Annotated in this window: 19 protein-coding genes, 2 tRNA genes and 1 riboswitch; of the genes, 6 read left to right on the top strand and 15 right to left on the bottom strand. The window is 43.3% G+C overall.

What is annotated here, in order from left to right; all coding sequences use genetic code 11:
• Positions 1 to 220 precede the first annotated feature (220 nt).
• The 3 genes from BB427_RS09815 to orn form a co-directional block, all read right to left on the bottom strand.
• Positions 221 to 296 (bottom strand) — tRNA-Gly (locus BB427_RS09815).
• A 116-nt stretch (positions 297 to 412) separates the two neighbouring features.
• A tRNA-Gly gene (locus tag BB427_RS09810) sits at positions 413 to 488 on the bottom strand.
• A 243-nt stretch (positions 489 to 731) separates the two neighbouring features.
• Positions 732 to 1277 (bottom strand): oligoribonuclease, encoded by a 546-nt coding sequence (gene orn, locus BB427_RS09805; protein ID WP_069020553.1) that lies wholly within the window; start codon positions 1275 to 1277, stop codon positions 732 to 734.
• A 161-nt stretch (positions 1278 to 1438) separates the two neighbouring features.
• On the opposite strand from orn, the gene rsgA reads away from it, so the two are divergent.
• Together rsgA and asd are read left to right on the top strand one after the other, a co-directional pair.
• Positions 1439 to 2491, top strand: a complete 1053-nt coding sequence (rsgA, locus tag BB427_RS09800) for a small ribosomal subunit biogenesis GTPase RsgA (RefSeq protein ID WP_010607089.1) — start codon at positions 1439 to 1441, stop codon at positions 2489 to 2491.
• A gap of 98 nt (positions 2492 to 2589) precedes the next feature.
• Positions 2590 to 3456 (top strand): archaetidylserine decarboxylase, encoded by an 867-nt coding sequence (asd, locus tag BB427_RS09795; RefSeq protein ID WP_069020552.1) that lies wholly within the window; start codon positions 2590 to 2592, stop codon positions 3454 to 3456.
• Between the two features lie 185 nt (positions 3457 to 3641).
• Here the strand turns inward: asd and BB427_RS09790 are convergent, their stop codons facing one another.
• The 8 genes from BB427_RS09790 to BB427_RS09755 form a co-directional block, all read right to left on the bottom strand.
• On the bottom strand, positions 3642 to 4391 hold the full coding sequence (locus BB427_RS09790) for a HesA/MoeB/ThiF family protein (RefSeq protein WP_069020551.1): 750 nt from the start codon (positions 4389 to 4391) through the stop codon (positions 3642 to 3644).
• Positions 4384 to 5907, bottom strand: a complete 1524-nt coding sequence (gene thiE, locus BB427_RS09785) for a thiamine phosphate synthase (RefSeq protein ID WP_069020550.1) — start codon at positions 5905 to 5907, stop codon at positions 4384 to 4386. The genes BB427_RS09790 and thiE overlap by 8 nt, the downstream gene beginning before the upstream one ends.
• Before the next feature lie 34 nt (positions 5908 to 5941).
• Complete coding sequence (locus BB427_RS09780; RefSeq protein WP_069020549.1) at positions 5942 to 6739, bottom strand: thiazole synthase; 798 nt, start codon at positions 6737 to 6739, stop codon at positions 5942 to 5944.
• A 2-nt stretch (positions 6740 to 6741) separates the two neighbouring features.
• Positions 6742 to 6939, bottom strand: coding sequence for a sulfur carrier protein ThiS (gene thiS / locus BB427_RS09775; protein WP_010368823.1), 198 nt, complete (start codon positions 6937 to 6939; stop codon positions 6742 to 6744).
• Positions 6936 to 7949, bottom strand: coding sequence for an FAD-dependent oxidoreductase (locus BB427_RS09770; protein ID WP_069020548.1), 1014 nt, complete (start codon positions 7947 to 7949; stop codon positions 6936 to 6938). Before BB427_RS09770 ends, thiS begins: the two co-directional genes overlap by 4 nt.
• A 221-nt stretch (positions 7950 to 8170) precedes the next feature.
• A complete protein-coding gene (gene thiC, locus BB427_RS09765; protein WP_069020547.1) occupies positions 8171 to 10123 on the bottom strand; it encodes a phosphomethylpyrimidine synthase ThiC in 1953 nt (650 codons plus the stop codon).
• A 118-nt stretch (positions 10124 to 10241) separates the two neighbouring features.
• Positions 10242 to 10371, bottom strand: a riboswitch (TPP riboswitch).
• 68 nt (positions 10372 to 10439) lie between these two features.
• Positions 10440 to 10859 carry an META domain-containing protein gene (locus BB427_RS09760; RefSeq protein WP_069020546.1) on the bottom strand — a complete coding sequence of 140 codons (420 nt, stop codon included), beginning with the start codon at positions 10857 to 10859 and terminating at the stop codon, positions 10440 to 10442.
• Positions 10860 to 11014: 155 nt separating this feature from the next.
• Positions 11015 to 11404 carry an acyl-CoA thioesterase gene (locus tag BB427_RS09755; RefSeq protein ID WP_069020545.1) on the bottom strand — a complete coding sequence of 130 codons (390 nt, stop codon included), beginning with the start codon at positions 11402 to 11404 and terminating at the stop codon, positions 11015 to 11017.
• A gap of 111 nt (positions 11405 to 11515) precedes the next feature.
• On the opposite strand from BB427_RS09755, the gene BB427_RS09750 reads away from it, so the two are divergent.
• Positions 11516 to 13594: a TonB-dependent receptor gene (locus tag BB427_RS09750; protein WP_069020544.1), complete on the top strand. Its 2079-nt coding sequence runs from the start codon at positions 11516 to 11518 to the stop codon at positions 13592 to 13594.
• 126 nt (positions 13595 to 13720) lie between these two features.
• On the opposite strand, the gene BB427_RS09745 is transcribed toward BB427_RS09750, so the two are convergent.
• The gene (locus BB427_RS09745) at positions 13721 to 13954 is read right to left on the bottom strand and encodes a hypothetical protein (protein ID WP_010607079.1); all 234 of its coding nucleotides are present in this window, start codon (positions 13952 to 13954) and stop codon (positions 13721 to 13723) included.
• Positions 13955 to 14300: 346 nt separating this feature from the next.
• On the opposite strand from BB427_RS09745, the gene BB427_RS09740 reads away from it, so the two are divergent.
• The 3 genes from BB427_RS09740 to BB427_RS09730 all read left to right on the top strand — a co-directional run bounded on the left by BB427_RS09740 (position 14301) and on the right by BB427_RS09730 (position 16250).
• Positions 14301 to 14654, top strand: a complete 354-nt coding sequence (locus BB427_RS09740; protein ID WP_069020543.1) for a helix-turn-helix domain-containing protein — start codon at positions 14301 to 14303, stop codon at positions 14652 to 14654.
• Between the two features lie 154 nt (positions 14655 to 14808).
• Positions 14809 to 15492 (top strand): hypothetical protein, encoded by a 684-nt coding sequence (locus BB427_RS09735; protein WP_069020542.1) that lies wholly within the window; start codon positions 14809 to 14811, stop codon positions 15490 to 15492.
• A gap of 104 nt (positions 15493 to 15596) precedes the next feature.
• Positions 15597 to 16250 (top strand): hypothetical protein, encoded by a 654-nt coding sequence (locus BB427_RS09730; protein ID WP_069020541.1) that lies wholly within the window; start codon positions 15597 to 15599, stop codon positions 16248 to 16250.
• A gap of 71 nt (positions 16251 to 16321) precedes the next feature.
• On the opposite strand, the gene BB427_RS09725 is transcribed toward BB427_RS09730, so the two are convergent.
• From BB427_RS09725 to BB427_RS09715, 3 genes are read right to left on the bottom strand one after another with little or no spacing between them, the layout of a single operon-like run.
• Positions 16322 to 16957 (bottom strand): imm11 family protein, encoded by a 636-nt coding sequence (locus BB427_RS09725; RefSeq protein WP_069020540.1) that lies wholly within the window; start codon positions 16955 to 16957, stop codon positions 16322 to 16324.
• Positions 16958 to 17004: 47 nt separating this feature from the next.
• A complete protein-coding gene (locus tag BB427_RS09720; RefSeq protein WP_069020539.1) occupies positions 17005 to 17640 on the bottom strand; it encodes an imm11 family protein in 636 nt (211 codons plus the stop codon).
• A 14-nt stretch (positions 17641 to 17654) separates the two neighbouring features.
• Positions 17655 to 18269, bottom strand: a complete 615-nt coding sequence (locus BB427_RS09715; RefSeq protein ID WP_069020538.1) for an imm11 family protein — start codon at positions 18267 to 18269, stop codon at positions 17655 to 17657.
• Positions 18270 to 18346 lie beyond the last annotated feature (77 nt).

The raw sequence follows: 18346 nt of genomic DNA, 5'->3' as shown, positions 1-18346 counted from the left end.
AGATGTGTATAAGAGACAGCTAGTGCCGCATCACATATTTAGCTCTGGATTTGTCGGTAACTACGCTAGGTCGCGTCTTTACCTGTAGCAGCTGAGCTAGTGCCGCATCACATATTTAGCTCTGGATTTGTTGGTAACTACGCTAGGTCGCGTCCTTACCTTAAGCAGCTGAGCTAGTGCCGCATCACATTTTTTAGTTTATACACCTAAAGCAAGTGTTTGGAGCGGCACACGAGGTTCGAACTCGTGACCTCGACCTTGGCAAGGTCGCGCTCTACCAGCTGAGCTAGTGCCGCATTCCGATATAGCTCTTAGTTTTCCGCTGGGCGCAACCTTGGGGTCGCGTCTAACGTTTTAGCAGCTGAGCTAGGCTGCATCACATTTTTTAGTTTATACACCTAAAACAAGTGTTTGGAGCGGCACACGAGGTTCGAACTCGTGACCTCGACCTTGGCAAGGTCGCGCTCTACCAGCTGAGCTAGTGCCGCATTCCATAGTTAGCCCATTATGTTGTCGGTAACTACGCTAGGTCGCGTCTTTACCTGTAGCAGCTGAGCTAGTGCCGCATCACAATATTTAGCTCTGTATTGTTCGGTAACTACGCTAGGTCGCGCTTTACCTAATAACAGCTTAGCTTATACTGCTTTATTAATGCTCAAGAAACCCCGCAAGGCTTGTCATCTCAAGCGGGGCAGGATTCTACAAGATAAAATTTGCTTTGCAAGTGTTTTTTAAACTTTGAAGAATTTTTCTTGGTAAACTTTCAGCTCCATGATGGAGTCTTTGATATCATCCAGTGCTAAGTGAGAGCTTTTTTTCTTTATCTCACCCAATAGCTCAGGCTTCCAGCGTCTCGCAAGTTCTTTTATCGTACTGACGTCCAAATTGCGATAGTGGAAATAAGCTTCTAGCTCTGGCATGTATTTGTTGAGGAATCTACGGTCTTGACCAATAGAGTTACCACACATTGGAGAAGCACCTGGCGGCACCCACTCTTTAAGGAAATCTAGTGTTTGCTTAACTGCATCTGCTTCCGTGAACTTACTCGCTTTACAGCGAGCAGTCAGACCTGAGCGACCATGTTGATTGGTGCACCACTCATCCATATTGTCCAACAGCTCATCACTTTGATGAATTGCCACTACTGGACCTTCAGCTAAAACATTGAGACCACCGTCTGTGATCACCGTCGCGATTTCTAAGATTTTATCTGTTTTCGGTTCTAGCCCCGTCATCTCTAGATCGAGCCAGATCAAGTTTGATTCATGAAAAGTCATACTTTACCTTAGCGGTACTTTCCTTTAGATCCAATGCAATTAGATATATCATATTAGTTTAAACACTCGACCTAAAGCTTTTTTTACCATGCGCGGCGTTTTATTGATTTATAGCCTAAATTTGAACGCTCTGCACGCCTAAGCTTAAACAGATTATAAACATGGCAAAGAAAAAGAAACTCAGTAAGGGCCAATCCCGTCGGATTAGAGCCAATCATCAGAAGCGAATCGATAAAGCGAAAGAGACAGAAGTATCTGATGTTTCATGGCAAAACGACAACTTAGGGCCAACAGAAGCCGCAGTGGTGATCAGCCGCTTCGGCCAACATGCGGATATAGAAACCACAGACCAAGAGGTTTTGCGTTGCAATATCCGTCGTACCGTAACAAGCTTAGTTTGCGGTGATGAAGTCATTTTTCGTCGTGCCAAGGTCAGTGATGGTGACTTAGCCGGCGTAATTGAGGCTGTACATGAAAGGCGCACACAACTCACTCGTCCGGATTTTTATGACGGTGTGAAAGTTGTCGCTGCGAATATTGACCAAATATTGATGGTGTCGGCCGTTGTGCCCGAATTTACCCCTCAAATCATCGATCGCTATTTAGTCGCTTGTGAGGATATGGGGATAGAGCCGATTTTATTACTCAATAAAATTGATTTGCTTGACCAAGAAAGCCTCGAATATATTGATGAAGTCTTAGATATATATCGTGAGCTTGGTTATCGCGTACTGTTAGTCAGTACAAAATCAGGCGAAGGCATTGACGAGCTAAAACACATGCTTGAGGACAAAAATAACATTTTTGTTGGTCAATCAGGGGTTGGCAAATCAACGTTGGTCAATACCGTACTGCCCAATGCAGATATTCTCACCAAAGAAGTCTCCGAAAATAGTGGCTTAGGGCAACATACAACCACAGTATCGCGCTTACACCACTTACCGTCCGGTGGAAACCTGATCGACAGCCCTGGGATCCGTGAGTTCGGCCTATGGCACTTAGACGTGGAACGCGTCACTTGGTGCTTTAAAGAATTTAGAGAGTTTATTGGCGGCTGCCGCTTTAGAGACTGTAAACACCTGAACGATCCGGGATGCTTACTTCGTGAAGCCGTAGATGAAGGTAAAATCAGCGAATTACGTTTTGAAAGTTACCATCGTATTTTAGAATCTATGGCCGATGGCCGCGCAGGTGCGCGCGCGCCTAGAGTCTGATAATATTTGCTAAATTGGCTCAATGACTTGAGCCCGATAGCCACTTCGCAATACAAAAAAGCGAAAGTGACAAGACTAATAATTAGGAACTGTTAAAAGTGAATTTGGATAAACTAAAAATTGCCATGCAATATGCATTACCTAAACATGCGGTTTCTCGTTTGGTTGGTAAGCTTGCCGCAGCAGAAGCTGGCGCCTTAACCACAAAGCTAATTAAGCTGTTTATCAAACAATATAAAATCGACATGAGCGAGGCATTGCACGAAGATCCAGCTCACTACAAAACCTTTAACGAGTTTTTTACCCGTCCACTGAAGCCGGGGATCCGTCCTTTGGCAGAAGAGAGCGATATCCTTGCCCACCCAGTTGATGGCGCAATCAGCCAACTTGGTGATGTCGTCGATGGTCAGATTATCCAAGCTAAGGGTCACAACTACAGCTTACAGACGCTGCTAGGCGGTAAAGAAGAAGACGTTGCGCCTTATGTTGGTGGTAAGTTTGCAACGATTTATCTAGCACCGAAGGATTATCACCGTATCCATATGCCGGTTGATGGTACACTTCGTAAAATGATTTATGTACCGGGCGACTTATTCTCAGTAAATCCACTTACCGCGCAAAATGTGCCTAATTTATTTGCTCGTAACGAGCGAGTTGTTGCTATTTTTGACACTGAGATTGGTCCGCTTTCTATGGTATTGGTTGGTGCAACTATCGTCGCTAGCATTGAGACGATTTGGGCCGGTACAGTGACACCACCAGCCGGAAGTGATGTCTTTACTTGGACATATCCAGCAGAAGGTGACAACGCGATAACGCTGAAAAAAGGCGAAGAGATGGGTCGCTTTAAACTTGGCTCTACCGTGATCTTAGCGTGGGGGGCAAATAAGGCTGAGTTCTTAGATGGCCAAAACCCAGAGACAGTCACACGCATGGGTACGCCTTTCGCAAAAATAGCAGAGTAAATTACTTTTATACCAATTTGCTTAATTAAGTGACCTATTTTGAGGCGAGAACATCTTGTCGATAACAAGGCAAAAATTTTGCTATTTAGTTTGTTCTAAATAAGAAATTTTTAACGCCGTTAGCGTCAGATTTACTCCTTCAAATTGAGCAAGTATTAAGACTAATTGGTATGAGTGGCTTGAAACTACTTCAAGCCACAACATTCACACTCGGGGTTTTTACTGAGCCCATACAGCTTTTGCTGCAAACTCATACCCTCTAGCGTACAAAATACACTTCCTTGATGATGTCCAAGTAGCACATTTATGGTCAATAAAGCTTGCTGCGCGCCGATCACTCCCAGTAATGGACTAATGACGCCAAAGTTGTCACAACTCTCCACTGGTGTTTGCGAACCCTCAGGGAAAACGCAAGCATAACAAGGTGACTCAGCCCTAAAATCAAAGCACATGAGTTGGCCTTGTGTAGCGATAGCAGCGCCTGCTATCAACACCTTGCTCGCTTGATGACAATACCTATTGAGCAAATAACGGGTAGTAAAGTTATCGCTGCAATCCAAGACAATATCGGCATCACGGAGCAACTCGGCGACGTTCTTATCAGTCAATCTCGCATTTATTGGTACTAGTTCGATCTCGTTATTAAGACTTGCCAGCACCTTTCCAGCTGCTTTGGCTTTTTGCTGGCCAAGGTGGTTCACCTTATACAGAATTTGCCTTTGTAAGTTAGACAATTCCACGTCGTCGTCATCAACAAAAGTAAGCTTACCAATGCCACTCGCCGCTAAGTAAAACAACGCAGGGCTTCCCAGCCCACCGCAGCCAACCACAGCCACATGCGCCTGTTTCAATGCGAGCTGGCCTTGCTCACCGACCTCTTTTAACAGCAAATGGCGACTATACCTTAGCCGCTCTTTGTCATTGAGTTCAGTCATGCCGCGCCATAGCTTGCTTTAATTCAAGTACAGCCTGTTGTGGATCTTGGGCTTCAGTGATGGCTCTTACAACCGCGATACTAGATACGCCAGTTGCAGCCACTTCTGGCATGCGACTAAGGTCAATGCCACCAATAGCGACTGTTGGATAGCTGCTTTGCATCAAAGGCACAAAATGTGTCAGCTTTTCCAGCCCTTGGATTTGGCCGGTCATGTCTTTGGTCGTGGTTGGGTAGATAGCACCAAAAGCCAAATAACTAGGGCGATAGTTATGTGCCCGGAGCATTTCATAAAAACCATGGGTCGAAATACCTAAGCGCAGCCCTGCCTCTTGGATGACAACAAGATTAGCTTTATCGATATCCTCTTGGCCCAAATGAATTCCATAAGCGCCGTGTTTAATCGCTAACTGCCAGTAGTCGTTAATAAACACCTTCGCATCGTATTTTTGTCCAAGTGCAATGGCGGTTTGTATTTCAGCTTCAAGATTAGCTTGCTCTGGATCTTTAATTCTCAGCTGCACCGTATCAACACCTAAAGCGAGACATTTTTCCACCCAGTCTGCACTGTCTACCACGGCATAAAGGCCAATAGGGTCGTCAATGCTGGCAAAGCCTGCGGCAAAATTAAATTCCTCAGGTAAAGCAAACTCTAATTCATCAGCAAGCCAAGAGCCCGCTTCTATCACTTGCGGATAATCATTAAGATCAACTGGAAAACTCGTATGCGCAACAGGGCCCACACCTTCGCCATAACGTATCGCCGCTTTTAATCCAGCGTTGATATACGCTTTTGCAAGAATAAAAGCATCTTTAAATGGGTACTCCTTGGCCATACATGCCGCGATCACTGACGATAAACTACACCCAGTACCATGGCTATGCGGTGTTTGAATTTTCTCATTGCCAAGCCAATACTCAGTATCATCCGCTAAGCCATAATCAATGCAGTAGCCTTTTGGGTAATCCCAATGACCGCCTTTAATGATCACCGACTTTGCACCGAATTCACGCAATTTGGCAGCAGCCTCTTTGACAGCATCAGGACCTATCAAATACACGCCTGTCAGCAGCTGAGTTTCGTGTGTATTGGGTGTAATGATATCCACCAGCGGTAATAAATGGGCTTTTAACGCATCCACCGTGTCTTCTTCGGTTAATGAATCCCCGCTCGTCGCGATGGCTACTGGGTCATAAACCACAAGCGGCGGCTTTTCCCATGTTGCTTTATAATGCTCGAGGTGTTCAGCGATCAGTTGGATCTGCTGAACATTGGCGAGCATGCCAATCTTTATCACCGTTGCAGGCATATCTTGCGAAAGCGCCGTCAGCTGAGATTCGATAACTGTGGTCGAAACCGGGTTTAACGCTTCCACCCCTAAACTATTTTGCGCCGTCAACGCAGTTACTACGGTACAACAATGAACATTAAAGCTTTGCGTTGCTTTGATATCCGCTTGAATACCAGCGCCGCCGCCAGAATCAGAACCCGCAATACTCCAAACGATGTGTGACAAAGAGAACTCCTTATGTAGTTATCCGCAATTCAAGTTAGTTTGCGTGCCAAAAAGGCATGCCTAAGGTTGGCGTAGAAGGTGATGCCACCTCTTTTTGTGGCATTGCTTTTGCCAAATAAGACAGACGCCCTGCAACCGTGCTGGCTTCAAACGCTTTTGCCATGGTGATAGGACAGCCCGCCCCTGCCACTGCCGAATTCAATAGTACGGCATCATAACCCAGCTCTAGAGCTTGGCAAGCATGAGACGGCAAGCCGAGTCCCGCATCGACAATCAAGGTTTGATGAGGTAAACGCGTGCGAATGGTTTGCAGGTTATATGGATTTAACAGCCCTTTTCCCGTACCAATTGGTGCGCCCCAAGGCATTAAAACTTCACAACCAAGTGCATCTAAACGCTGACACAGCACCAAATCATCAGTGCAATAAGGCAATACCTTAAACCCGTCTTTTAGCAAAATTTCGGTGGCTTCGAGCAATGCAATTGGGTCTGGCTGTAAGTTATATTCATCACCAATGAGTTCAAGTTTAATCCAATCCGTGGCAAACACTTCCCGGCACATCTGCGCCAAGGTCACCGCTTCTTTTACGCTATGGCAGCCAGCCGTATTTGGTAAGACTCGTAGTCCCATCTCTTTAATAAGCGACCAAAAGTCATCACCCGCCTGCTTAGTTTGCTGGCGTCTCAGCGACACAGTAACAATTTCAGCACCCGAGGTGGCGATAGCTGCCTGCATTACCTCTGGAGAAGGATAAAGTGCCGAGCCAATTAACATGCGGCTAGTAAATTGTTCACCATAAATAGTGAGCTTAGTATCAGTCAAAGACTGCATATTTATCCCCCTTGAATTGGCGATAAAAGCTCAATCTTATCGCCGTCGCTCAATGTCACGCTTGGCAGCTCCGTGCGGGAAACAAAAGTACCATTAAGCGCGACGGCAAAAGGCGGCTTGGCACCTCTGGCTTCAATAAATTCCTGAATATTTTGCTCGCGGTTGATATTAATCGTTTCGCCATTAAATTCGACTTTCATAATAACTCCTTAGATAGTGCTTGTTTCACGATAAGCGGTGCCAGCAGATAACCGTGTCTATATAAGCCATTGATACTGATCACATTACCTTGTTGTTCAATTTTGGGGTGATTATCTTTAAACGCAGGTCTAAGTCCTGCTAATAAAGACAATACTCGCGCTTCGGCAAACCCACGATGAACTGAATAAGCAGCAGAGAGTAATTCGAGTGTAGAACGTACCGTTATCTCACCATTATCTTGCGACTCAATTTCCGTCGCACCAATAACAAACTGATGGTCTGGCTTTGGCGCAATGTAAATGGGGTATCTTGGGTGCATCAAGCGCACAGGTCGAGTCAAGGTCACTTCTGGGGCATAAATTCTCGCCACTTCGCCGCGTACGCCACGAAGCCCATTACACGAGGCTTTCGCACCAAGACCACGACAATCAATTACCCAGTCATACGCTTGACTAAGCTGCGCCTTTTGCCCTTCATCACAATGGACACCGTAGTTAATCTCTACCCCTTGCTTCGTCAACGTTGCCGCACTACTTTGATAAAACGCCTGATTATCAAGCTGGCCTTCGCAAGGTAAATACAAGCCTTGATGGAAGACACCACCAAGCTCTGGTTCAAATTGTGCGATCTGAGTACCATTTACCACTTCCGCGCTATGATCTCTTAACGGTTTTAAGCGCTGCTGAAAACTCACTAAATCACCACGGTCTTGACCATGTGCCACAATAAGAGAGCCTTGCTGCTGGAAAAATACCGGATTTTCCAGTTTCGCCAGTAATTGTGGCCACAGTTTCATGGACTCCAGCCCTTGCAGCGCCAATGCTTCATCGCATATCACAGATTCAGCCAACGGCGCTAACATGGCCGCCGCCACACTACCTGCTGAGCTTTCCGTACCTTGCTTTGCTTGTTCAAATACGCTGATTTGATAGCGCTCAGCGAGCATCAACGCGGCGATGCGCCCAGTTAAGCCAAAACCCAAGATAGCAACACGTGCTTGAGTAGACATAGCTACACTCCTAAAATTAGCCACCCGACGGGCATCAAGGTGGCTATGATGGGATGAGTTATACCAATTTGCTTTATTAAGTGATCTATTTTGAGGCAAGAAAATCTTGTCGATAACAAGGCAAAAGTTTTGCTATTTAGTTGTTCTAAATAAGAAACTTTTAACGCAGTTAGCGTCAGATTTACTCCCTCAAATTGAGCAAGTATTAAGACAAAGTGGTATCATAAGGCTTTGTGGTAAAGCTCAGAGCCTGATTGCTTAAACTCTTCTGATTTTGCTTTCATCTCGGCTTCAACATCCACCATTTTAATGCTGATCTCTTCGCCTACATTATTAGGATCAATGCCTCGCGCTTCTAACTCTTTTGCATAGTCACGCACATCCTGAGTGATCTTCATCGAGCAGAATTTAGGACCACACATAGAGCAGAAATGAGCGACTTTGCCCGACTCTTGTGGCAAGGTCTCATCGTGATATTCACGAGCACGCTCTGGATCTAGACCGAGATTGAACTGATCGTGCCAGCGGAACTCAAAACGCGCTTTAGACAAGGCATTGTCACGAACTTGAGCGCCCGGATGGCCTTTCGCCAGATCCGCTGCATGCGCCGCGATCTTGTAGGTGATCAGGCCTTCTTTTACATCTTCTTTATTCGGTAAGCCTAAGTGTTCTTTTGGTGTCACATAGCACAGCATCGCACAGCCATACCACGCAATTTGCGCCGCACCAATCCCAGAGGTGAAGTGATCATAACCCGGAGCGATATCGGTTGTGAGTGGACCAAGCGTGTAAAACGGTGCTTCATCGCAGTGCTTTAGCTGCTCTTCCATATTCTCTTTGATCATATGCATCGGCACGTGTCCTGGGCCTTCAATAAAGACCTGAACATCGTGTTTCCACGCAAGCTTAGTTAACTCACCAAGGGTACGCAGTTCGCTAAATTGCGCTTCATCATTGGCATCGGCAATAGAACCCGGACGCAAGCCATCACCTAACGAGAAACAAACATCGTATTGCTTTAAGATTTCACAGATGTCTTCAAAGTGCGTGTAGAGGAAGTTTTCTTTGTGATGCGCTAAACACCACTTCGCCATAATTGAACCACCGCGAGACACAATACCGGTCACGCGTTTTGCCGTCATCGGCACGTAACGCAGTAGTACTCCCGCGTGGATGGTAAAGTAATCCACGCCTTGCTCAGCTTGCTCAATCAAGGTATCGCGGAAGATCTCCCACGTTAGATCTTCGGCAACGCCATTCACTTTTTCTAGTGCCTGATAGATTGGAACCGTACCGATAGGCACAGGAGAGTTACGTACCACCCACTCGCGGGTCTCATGAATGTAGCGCCCTGTCGACAGATCCATTACGGTATCTGCACCCCAACGGGTCGACCATACCATTTTTTCCACTTCTTCTTCGATAGAAGAGGTCACTGATGAGTTACCAATATTGGCGTTAACTTTGACTAAGAAGTTACGTCCGATGATCATCGGCTCAGTCTCAGGGTGATTGATATTGTTTGGTAGTACAGCACGACCACGGGCGATTTCATCACGCACAAATTCAGGCGTAATAAACTCAGGAATACTGGCTCCAAACGATTGGCCTTTGTGTTGCTGCGCGAGCAATTCTTCACGCAACTTAGCGCGTCCCATATTTTCACGGATCGCCACATATTCCATTTCAGGCGTCACTATGCCTTGGCGGGCATAGTACATTTGCGTGACATTTTTACCCGCCTTGGCACGGCGAATTTTAGGTAAATGTTCAAAGCGAATATGATCAAGTCCTTCATCCGCCATACGCTGCTGAGAAAACTGTGACGTCACCGACTCTAGCATTTCAGTATCATCGCGCTCAACTATCCACTGCTCTCTAAATTTAGGAAGACCAGCACGAACGTCAACCGGTACTTCAGGATCTGTGTATGGACCTGAAGTATCATAAACACGAATGGGATCGTTTGATTCAAATACGGGATTTTCTTCGGTGCCACCGACAAACGAATCTCTTAGTGTGATTTCACGCATACCAACGCGTACGCCTGCTTGCTCACCCTCCACATAAACTTTATGTGAGTTTGGAAAAGGTTGGCCTTTAAGGTTATGGATAAATTCTGCCGCGGCTGCTCGCGCTTCACGACGACTTAGCTTGCTACTATTGTTTGACATGACGTCCCTCTTATTTTCATACAAAGGTGTCTTGTCAGATCTCCAACAGGAGAGAGACGAGGATAGTCCTCGGGTAAGGTGGATAGCAATAAACCACTATTGCTACAGACAAACGCAGCGCGTTTGCTGTCTTGTTCCCTACGCAGGCATTAACCTGATCAGGTCCACGGATCCCGCAAAATGCGATCTCAGCCCGACTATCTGCAACAAATTTGCTGCAAAAATTCAAGGCACTCCGACAAGTAACGAATTAGCGCCAGTCTACTTGCTAACACGAAAGCTCGCAAGCACTGACACTGGAATTCTTATTTTCAGCTTATTGTTTAATAAAACTAAACTGAGGTTTTCCTTTTAAGGTCAACTTATTAGCATTTACTTCAAGCAAGACACCAATTTGTAATTGGTTAATAAGCTGCAATTCAACCTGAGCGATTTCTTCACCACAGTACTTACGCGTCATGCCTAAGTTTTTAACTTTTAACTGCCCTTCGACAATTTCGCCTTCGCCAAAAAAGCGATTACAACCCGCAAAACCATTGACTTGCAGTGCATCGATAAAACGAATATCAATAGGCTTTTCACCAAGTCCAGCGTCTGATTGTAATTGCGTAATATTTTGGCCATTAATACTCTGTAACTGCCAAGCGGAATACTTAAGCGCTTCCGTGTCTACCTTCCCTGTCGATATACATCCACTAAGCGCCATTATTGCGCCGATTATGCTGATGAATTTCATGGTAAACCATCTATTTTATGCCCTGAGTTTATTATAACGTTTCAAGATACAAAAATAGCAGTAAAATTCTGTAAAAATCTCTCAATTGAGTATTTTACCGTCGCCATGTTTACATATCGTAGTATTTAGGGCCTGACTTGAAAGATAAACAGGCCCTAATTAAATAAGTGTGTAATAGCGTCTGGTAAAAACGGTCTACCGCGCTCATTCACCGAAGTTCCAGTGACCACAGCATCAAGCATGAGTTTATTGTCATACGCTCTTATCACTTTTTGCTTAAATGCAAACTTTACTCTGCTTTCACGCTCAAGTGCGACTTCAACATAAAACGCATCGCCTGGACGTAACGAGTCTTTGTAATTCATTTCGCTACGAATAACGACTAAGTTCACTTTTTGCTCTGCAAGCGCTGCAAAATCAACGTTATTCGCCAATAAAAACTCATGTCTTGCATGCTCTAAATAATTAAAATACACGCTGTTATTAACTATTCCCTGTAAGTCACACTCATAGTCTCGGACTTTAAAATCAACTTTAAAACTCATATCTGGCCTATTTGTTTAACATTTGCGGGCTAACATATAACACAATTTCACTGTCAACTGGTCTGGCTTTTGTTAAACTGTGCCCAATTAAAAATGGGACAAAGATTAAGCATGAAGTTAAAACTCTCTACGATCACCTTGGCACTGCTGCCATTTTTCTCTCATCAGGTACTTGCCGACGATAACCTAGAAACCATTGTCGTCACTGGCGATTTTCAGAATGAAACTATCCAGACATTAAGTGCAAGCGCTTCGGTGGTTGACGAACTCACTATCGCTAAGCGTGGTGCGCAATATTTAGATGAGATACTAGGTGCCACCGCTAACGTTAACTTTACGGCAGGTGCGTCTCGTGGTCGCTTTATGCAAATCCGTGGTATCGGCTTACGTTCACAGTTTGTTGATCCTATTTATCCCAGCGTTGGCTTATTAATTGACGGTATTAATTATTCTGGATTAGGCGCAAGTGCGCTGCTTTTTGATACTGAGTCAGTGGTGGTGTATCGCGGCCCTCAAGGCACTAAATTCGGTTCTGATGCTTTAGCAGGAATCGTTGAAGTAAATACCCAAGCCGCTACCACAGCGCCCTCATTAAAAGTGAAGTTAGGCGCAGGTAATTATAGTAGCTACGAAGCAGGCCTTGCGGCGGGCACAGGGTTAAGCGACGACACCGCTGTGCGCGTCAGCCTCTATCAACGAGAGTCTGACGGTTACGTAGATAACCTCTACCTAAACAAACCCACTCAGCAACAAGACGAGCAAGTAGCAAGAGTGAAACTTAACTCTCAAGTGAGCGATAATCTCGCACTAGAGTTTGCTTATCACCATATTGATACTGAAAACGGGTACGACGGTTTCACCCTGGATAATTCACGTAACAGTGTTGCTGATGACCCGGGCCAAGACAACCTCAGCTCCGATGCGTTTTCACTACGCGGAATTTATACTCGCTCAGACTTATTCAATGTCGAATTTAAAGTATCTGGGCTAGATGCTGATACTTTATATAGCTACGACGAAGATTGGGTCTGTAATGACGCAGCTCAGCCAGCGCTATGCGCAGCAGGATTACACCCTGAAGGATATAGCTCAACCGATGCCTACGAGCGTAACCATGAAAATGGCAACATAGAATTTTTAATCAAAGATAAGCAAAATGACTGGGTGATAGGTGTTTTTGCAAAGCGTAACGATGTTGATTTGACCCGTCATTACACTTGGCTTGAGAACCCATTTACATCAGCATACACCGTAGAAAGTAAGGCGATTTTTGGTCAATACGTGCATCACCTTTCAGACAAAACTCGCCTAATCGGTGGTCTTCGCGCAGAGCAATATGACGCTGACTATATAGATAGTAACGGCTTTAGTATCGAAACCGATGATGTAATGTGGGGCGGAAAAGTCGCACTTGAATATCAAGTTGTACCGCGCACTATGATCTACACCAGCCTTACTCGCGGTTACAAAGTCGGCGGTGTAAACGGCGAAGCACTGGCAAAAGCCAAAGATGAAGGTTTAAACATTCCGGCCGAACACCATTACTTTGACCCTGAGTATGTTTGGAACGCTGAGTTTGGTGTAAAAGGTGAGTCTGAAGACAAGCGTCACCTTGTGCGGGTTACCGCGTTTTATATGCAACGCGATGATATCCAGTTAAAACAATGGCAAGTTTCTAACCAGCAATTTGCAGGCTACATCGACAACGCCAGTAAAGGCAGTAACTACGGCCTAGAAGTTGAAGGTAACCTGCAATACACGGACCGTCTTGGTTTTAGCTATAGCGCAGGCTATTTAGAGACCGAGATTGAAGACTTTGTGGCTGCCAGTGGCCTTAACCTTGATGGTCGCGACCAAGCACAAGCGCCAAATTATCAATACTCGTTTGCCGTCAATTACGAGTTAATGGATAACCTAGTGGTTGAATTAGGTGTGGAAGGCAAAGACAACTATTACCTCTCGGATAGTCACAACGAGCAAGCGCGTAATCATAACCTGATCAACGCAAGCCTTAGTTACTATGGTGACAACTGGTCATTAACGGCTTGGGGTAGAAATCTTGCAGACGAAGACATTGTGGTACGTGGCTTTAGGTTTGGTAATAATCCACTAGACGGCTGGCAAGACAATACCTATGTACAGTACGGCGAGCCACGCGTTTATGGTTTAAGTTTTACTTACGAACTATAGTACGACCCGTTTATCGCCTACACATAAGGCGATAAACACGCACAAAAAGAAAAAAGGGGGAACGTAAAATTAGAGTAAAACGTTCCCCCCTCACCGCAAAAACTCAAAAAGCAATTACCCTTTTAGTTACTCCATGCTTGGGGCACTGGAATACACCAACTCAACCAGATTATTCATCGTTTTTGACTTCTGCATGTAAGCCTTTTCCATATGGGCAAGCTCTTGCAGTTCAAACAAGGTTGTTTCCACCAGTGCTAACCATTTAGTTGTGGTGTCTGGCACCTCGTCACCCTGCCTTGCCGCCTTCTTGAGGGCATCGTAATAAATCGTTAAGTCATGATATTGGCGTAGATAATCCATATTGCTCTCCAACATGTCACTTTATTTCACACTAAAGTAACAAAAGCTTCGAGCAAAAATCTGCGCGAAGAAAATTTTTTTGAATTTATTTGTAAATTAATTAAAAACGCCAAAATCATCATCGCAACACCTCAGTTAAATAATGAGTTACTCATCTCAGGCTTCGCCTAAAAAATCGAGCGAAGATTAATTAAATGCAACAAAATGTTCATTTTTAGACGGACTACTCTTGAAAAAGAAATTTTCTACGATAGACTCGCGTTTACGGTTTAGATACAAAAATGCAACTTGGTTAAGCGAACAATAGAGACAAACAAATAGCATACATCCGGCTACATAGGGGTTGATGCTGTTTGTGACGCGAGTGCGACAGGCAAAAAGGATTGAGTTGGTGGGGAAATTTGATAAGCGCTTTACAGGAGACGACCTGCGCCGCATGCGCAAAGTCGCCGGCAAAACCACGCAAGAAATGGCTAACTTGGTCGGCGTGGAGCGTGGCACTTACGAAAACTACGAAAAAGGCGTAAGCAAATTTCCCTACGAATATTTTGAAGTATGGTGCGACGCCTGCGGCATCAACCTCAATCCACTTAGAGAACAAATCCTTGCCCTAAGAGACAAAATTGACGACGCCAAATTATGGCGCAAATCTCCCACACCGCGAAATAACAAATCAAGCAACGAGGATAACGGCAAATGAAAGATGCGCACTTTCATTGCCCCTCACCACAATGGCAAACAATAAAGTTACGAATAAGGTCCATTTGCAACACGATGTTTTCAACTTTATTGTTAAGGAGTAAAGTGGAGTGGAAATTAAACACCGCAAAACTTAACTTAGAAAGGACGTCATTATGCGCTTTTTTATAAAAAATATAGCTAACCGACTCGTAACTTTAACAGCACTTTCCCAAAAACAAGCTAACAGGGTATCTGGTGGATCGCTTGGGCCAAAAGTAAAAGATCCAAAAGTCGAAAGTGACTCAGCAGCGCCAAGTAAACAATCATCACTTAGTGCTGATTCAGTTAATCAGGTGATTGGTGGCACAACAGGAGGACAAGCTGATGACCCTAGAGTACAAAACGACTCCATAACACCAAATAAAAAATCATCACTTAGTGCTGATTCAGTTAATCAGGTGATTGGTGGCACAACAGGAGGACAAGCTGATGACCCTAAAGTACAAAATGACTTCATAACACCAAATAAAAAATCATCACTTAGTGCTGACTCAGTTAATCAGGTGGTTGGTGGAAGTGGTGACAATAAAGTCGCAGAGCCAAAGGTAAAATGCGAACCAATAGCACAGTCATCAGATTACAAGTTTCAACTGGAGAAAAGCTCAACTACCCGAGTGGTAGGTGGAAGCAGTGGAACCAAAGGTGATGACCCAAGACTTACAACAGCATCTTCAGAACCACACACTTCTCGCCCAAAGCTAATCCAGCATAGAGATAGTAGAAAAGTTTTTGGCGGTACCGGTGGAGCTAAAGCTGATGATCCTAGAGTTGAGAATGAGAACTCCAAGCCGGGTTAAAACGCAGCTTCCAGCTGATAAATATTTAAGAGAATAAAAGTGAAAAAGTTCATAAGAAGTAACAGAAAAATTTCGCTAAATTATCGGTATTATAAGGAATCGCAATGAAGCTATCTTCATACTTTTTTTTGATCGCAATATTAATTGCAGTTTCACTCTCTTATTTTTATATAGCGCTAAACAATTATGCAAACTTTATCATGTTAGCTGTGATAGTTATTTTTAGCTCATTTTCAAAGCAATTAGTGAACTTAAAGCATATTTCTGTTGTGCTGTTTATATTTACGCTGATCGAATTAAGTGCCGTAGAATTAGCTTTAGTCATGCGAAAAGAGGGTTTAGAAGCACATCTAGCAAACTTTTCTATTTTTGGAGTGTATTTCTTACTAGATTTAACAGCTTTACTATTACTTAAACATAGAGTTCGTTTGTCTTTGCGCTATATGCGCTTTACTAATCCTGACAATTGGCGATCCATTTATATGACTTATGCTGACCCAATTCTATACGGTATTTTCTTTGCATTTGTATTGGTCGATTTAGCCGCTTTTGGTGAAAACTTGATTCGCTATATGGATCTCTTTTTTGGTGTGTCCGAAGAGGCATCTAAGCCCTTTTGGAGTTGGAGCTGGGTATATAAAAACTACGAAGTCTTAAAGTCGATTTTACTCTCCTGTGTGATCACCACCCTGCTGGCCACTATTTTTGTCGAACGACAGCGCCCTGATACGCCAGATGAGGAATTGGAAAGCGAATAAAAATAGGCACAGCTTTTAAAAAATAAAACCCGCTCCGCGGGTTTTATTTTTTATTCTACTCAGGTGTATGGCTAAAACTGCATCCCTTCTTCAAAGTCGGATACTTTGACTAAGCTAACGCCTGTCGCCTTCTCCTCAAAAAAGATATCTGCAATTTTTTGATGGACAAAGACATATTTCAGACCACCAGCTTGTTTAAATATCAAACGCTCTTCCTCTGGGATTTTATCCAATACTTCACTATCTAAGTGGTATTTATAAACGTCGATTCTCGACATAAAGTATGGATCTGCCAATTCTTCTTTCGTCGCTTTCTCTGTTTTAGACTTTTCTCTATCCCAACAATCCAGCTCTTGCCAAAAGTTCATGCACCAATAGTCTTCGTGATAGTTACCACCATCGTCAATGTACACAGCTGGATATAGCTGCATCCCGACAAAATTAAAAAATTTTAGCCGCTCTCTAACTTGGCTACTAATTATAGGAGTCACCATGTTTAGCATAACGGCTGGGATAGGCCTTTTGATATTTCTTTTGATATCTTCTTGTTTGTAGCTATTTTCAAAGAAAAGCGGCTCTTGTCCCCAAATTAATCGCTCAAATTCAAAGTCTCTATCCGCTGACTTTTGCAAAGCTGTAAGGTGCAATGTTACTTCGCTATAATTTTTTAAAATGATGTAATATTGGTCGTTAAAATCTCTTGTCATTGCACTTCCAACCTTTATGTAAAGTAGTCTCCTAACTAGTTGGCAAACTAAAACTGCATCCCTTCTTCAAAGTCGGATACTTTGACTAAGTTAACGCCTGTCGCCTTCTCCTCAAAAAAGATATCTGCAACCGTTTGATGAACAAAAATATACTTTACACCACCTGCTTGTTTAAATATCAAGCGCTCTTCTTCTGGGATTTTATCCAAGACTTCACTATCTAAATGATATTTATATATCTCACAGTCCTCTAAATAATCTGGATCTAACATTTCTTCTGCTGTGAATGTTTCTATCTTTGACTTTTCCCGATCCCAACAGTCAAGTTCTTGCCAAAAGTTCATATACCAATAGTCTTCTATATAAACTCCTTCATCATTAATAAAAACAGCAGGATAAAGTTGCATATCTTTTAGATATAAAAACTTTAACTTATCTCTTATTTTTGAGTTTATAATAGGTACTGTAGCATCAAAAAATACGTCCGTAATTGGACGTGTAAAATTATTCAAAGCATCCCTTTCCTTGTAACAGTTCTCAAAAAAAAGAGGCCCATCTCCCCAATTAAGCTTTTTAATACCAAAGTGACGAGTCGCACTTCGCTCTAGCGGCATTGTATACAATGTATTTTCATTGTAATCCGTGAGAAGTATATAGTATTCTTCATTGTAATTTTTTGACATTTAATTTTATAGTTCTAGATTTGCATCCCTTCTTCAAAGTCAGATACTTTAAAAAAGCGTATTCCTGTAATATTATTTTTCAAGAAGTAGGTGACAAGTTTTTCATGTATAAATATATGGCTATAAAAACCCCCACCCATCTTAAATATCATACGATTAGCTTCTGGAATTTTATTTAGTACACTTTTATCAAGGTGATATTTTAGTACTTTCGTATCTTCAATATCTCTTCCAGCTTTTAGAGGTCGAGTGATCGATTTATCTTTATCCCAACAATCAAGATACTGATAAATATTTAAATACCAGTATCCTTCATCCCATCCTGTTGATTCAATAACTATAGCAGGACATAGCTGAATACCGTGCAAATCATATTTATCCAACTCTTTTTTTATATTTTTGTTAACAACAAAGCTCGGCCCGTCGAACATTACGTCTGTTTTTACTGAAGCAATACCCAGTTTTTTATTTCGCTCTTGAAAGCTAGGCTCAAAGAATATAGGCTCTCCTTCTTTGGTTATTTCACCATAAAAAAAATAGCCATCAGACTTTTTATTAATTGACAATCTCATTTGCTCTTCATAGCTATTGCCACAAGCAACGTAATAAACTTCATTGAACCCGCTCATTCCCTTGCCCTTAAATTACATTTTACCGTTGCAATCTCGATAGTTTTTACACATTTTCCACTGCTAGCTTTGAATGT

Source organism: Pseudoalteromonas sp. BMB (genome assembly GCF_001709235.1).
Classification (GTDB): domain Bacteria; phylum Pseudomonadota; class Gammaproteobacteria; order Enterobacterales; family Alteromonadaceae; genus Pseudoalteromonas; species Pseudoalteromonas maricaloris.
This window is presented reverse-complemented; position numbering and strand designations above follow the sequence as displayed.

Coding starts and splice junctions, on each gene's coding strand:
- BB427_RS09740 (WP_069020543.1), top strand. CDS start 14,301: ATGCTGTTTGTGACGCGAGTGCGACAGGCAAAAAGGATTGAGTTGGTG.
- orn (WP_069020553.1), bottom strand. CDS start 1,277: ATGACTTTTCATGAATCAAACTTGATCTGGCTCGATCTAGAGATGACG.
- BB427_RS09790 (WP_069020551.1), bottom strand. CDS start 4,391: ATGACTGAACTCAATGACAAAGAGCGGCTAAGGTATAGTCGCCATTTG.
- BB427_RS09770 (WP_069020548.1), bottom strand. CDS start 7,949: ATGTCTACTCAAGCACGTGTTGCTATCTTGGGTTTTGGCTTAACTGGG.
- BB427_RS09735 (WP_069020542.1), top strand. CDS start 14,809: ATGCGCTTTTTTATAAAAAATATAGCTAACCGACTCGTAACTTTAACA.
- thiS (WP_010368823.1), bottom strand. CDS start 6,939: ATGAAAGTCGAATTTAATGGCGAAACGATTAATATCAACCGCGAGCAA.
- BB427_RS09780 (WP_069020549.1), bottom strand. CDS start 6,739: ATGCAGTCTTTGACTGATACTAAGCTCACTATTTATGGTGAACAATTT.
- rsgA (WP_010607089.1), top strand. CDS start 1,439: ATGGCAAAGAAAAAGAAACTCAGTAAGGGCCAATCCCGTCGGATTAGA.
- BB427_RS09730 (WP_069020541.1), top strand. CDS start 15,597: ATGAAGCTATCTTCATACTTTTTTTTGATCGCAATATTAATTGCAGTT.
- BB427_RS09760 (WP_069020546.1), bottom strand. CDS start 10,859: ATGAAATTCATCAGCATAATCGGCGCAATAATGGCGCTTAGTGGATGT.
- BB427_RS09720 (WP_069020539.1), bottom strand. CDS start 17,640: ATGTCAAAAAATTACAATGAAGAATACTATATACTTCTCACGGATTAC.
- BB427_RS09715 (WP_069020538.1), bottom strand. CDS start 18,269: ATGAGCGGGTTCAATGAAGTTTATTACGTTGCTTGTGGCAATAGCTAT.
- thiC (WP_069020547.1), bottom strand. CDS start 10,123: ATGTCAAACAATAGTAGCAAGCTAAGTCGTCGTGAAGCGCGAGCAGCC.
- BB427_RS09725 (WP_069020540.1), bottom strand. CDS start 16,957: ATGACAAGAGATTTTAACGACCAATATTACATCATTTTAAAAAATTAT.
- BB427_RS09745 (WP_010607079.1), bottom strand. CDS start 13,954: ATGGATTATCTACGCCAATATCATGACTTAACGATTTATTACGATGCC.
- BB427_RS09750 (WP_069020544.1), top strand. CDS start 11,516: ATGAAGTTAAAACTCTCTACGATCACCTTGGCACTGCTGCCATTTTTC.
- BB427_RS09755 (WP_069020545.1), bottom strand. CDS start 11,404: ATGAGTTTTAAAGTTGATTTTAAAGTCCGAGACTATGAGTGTGACTTA.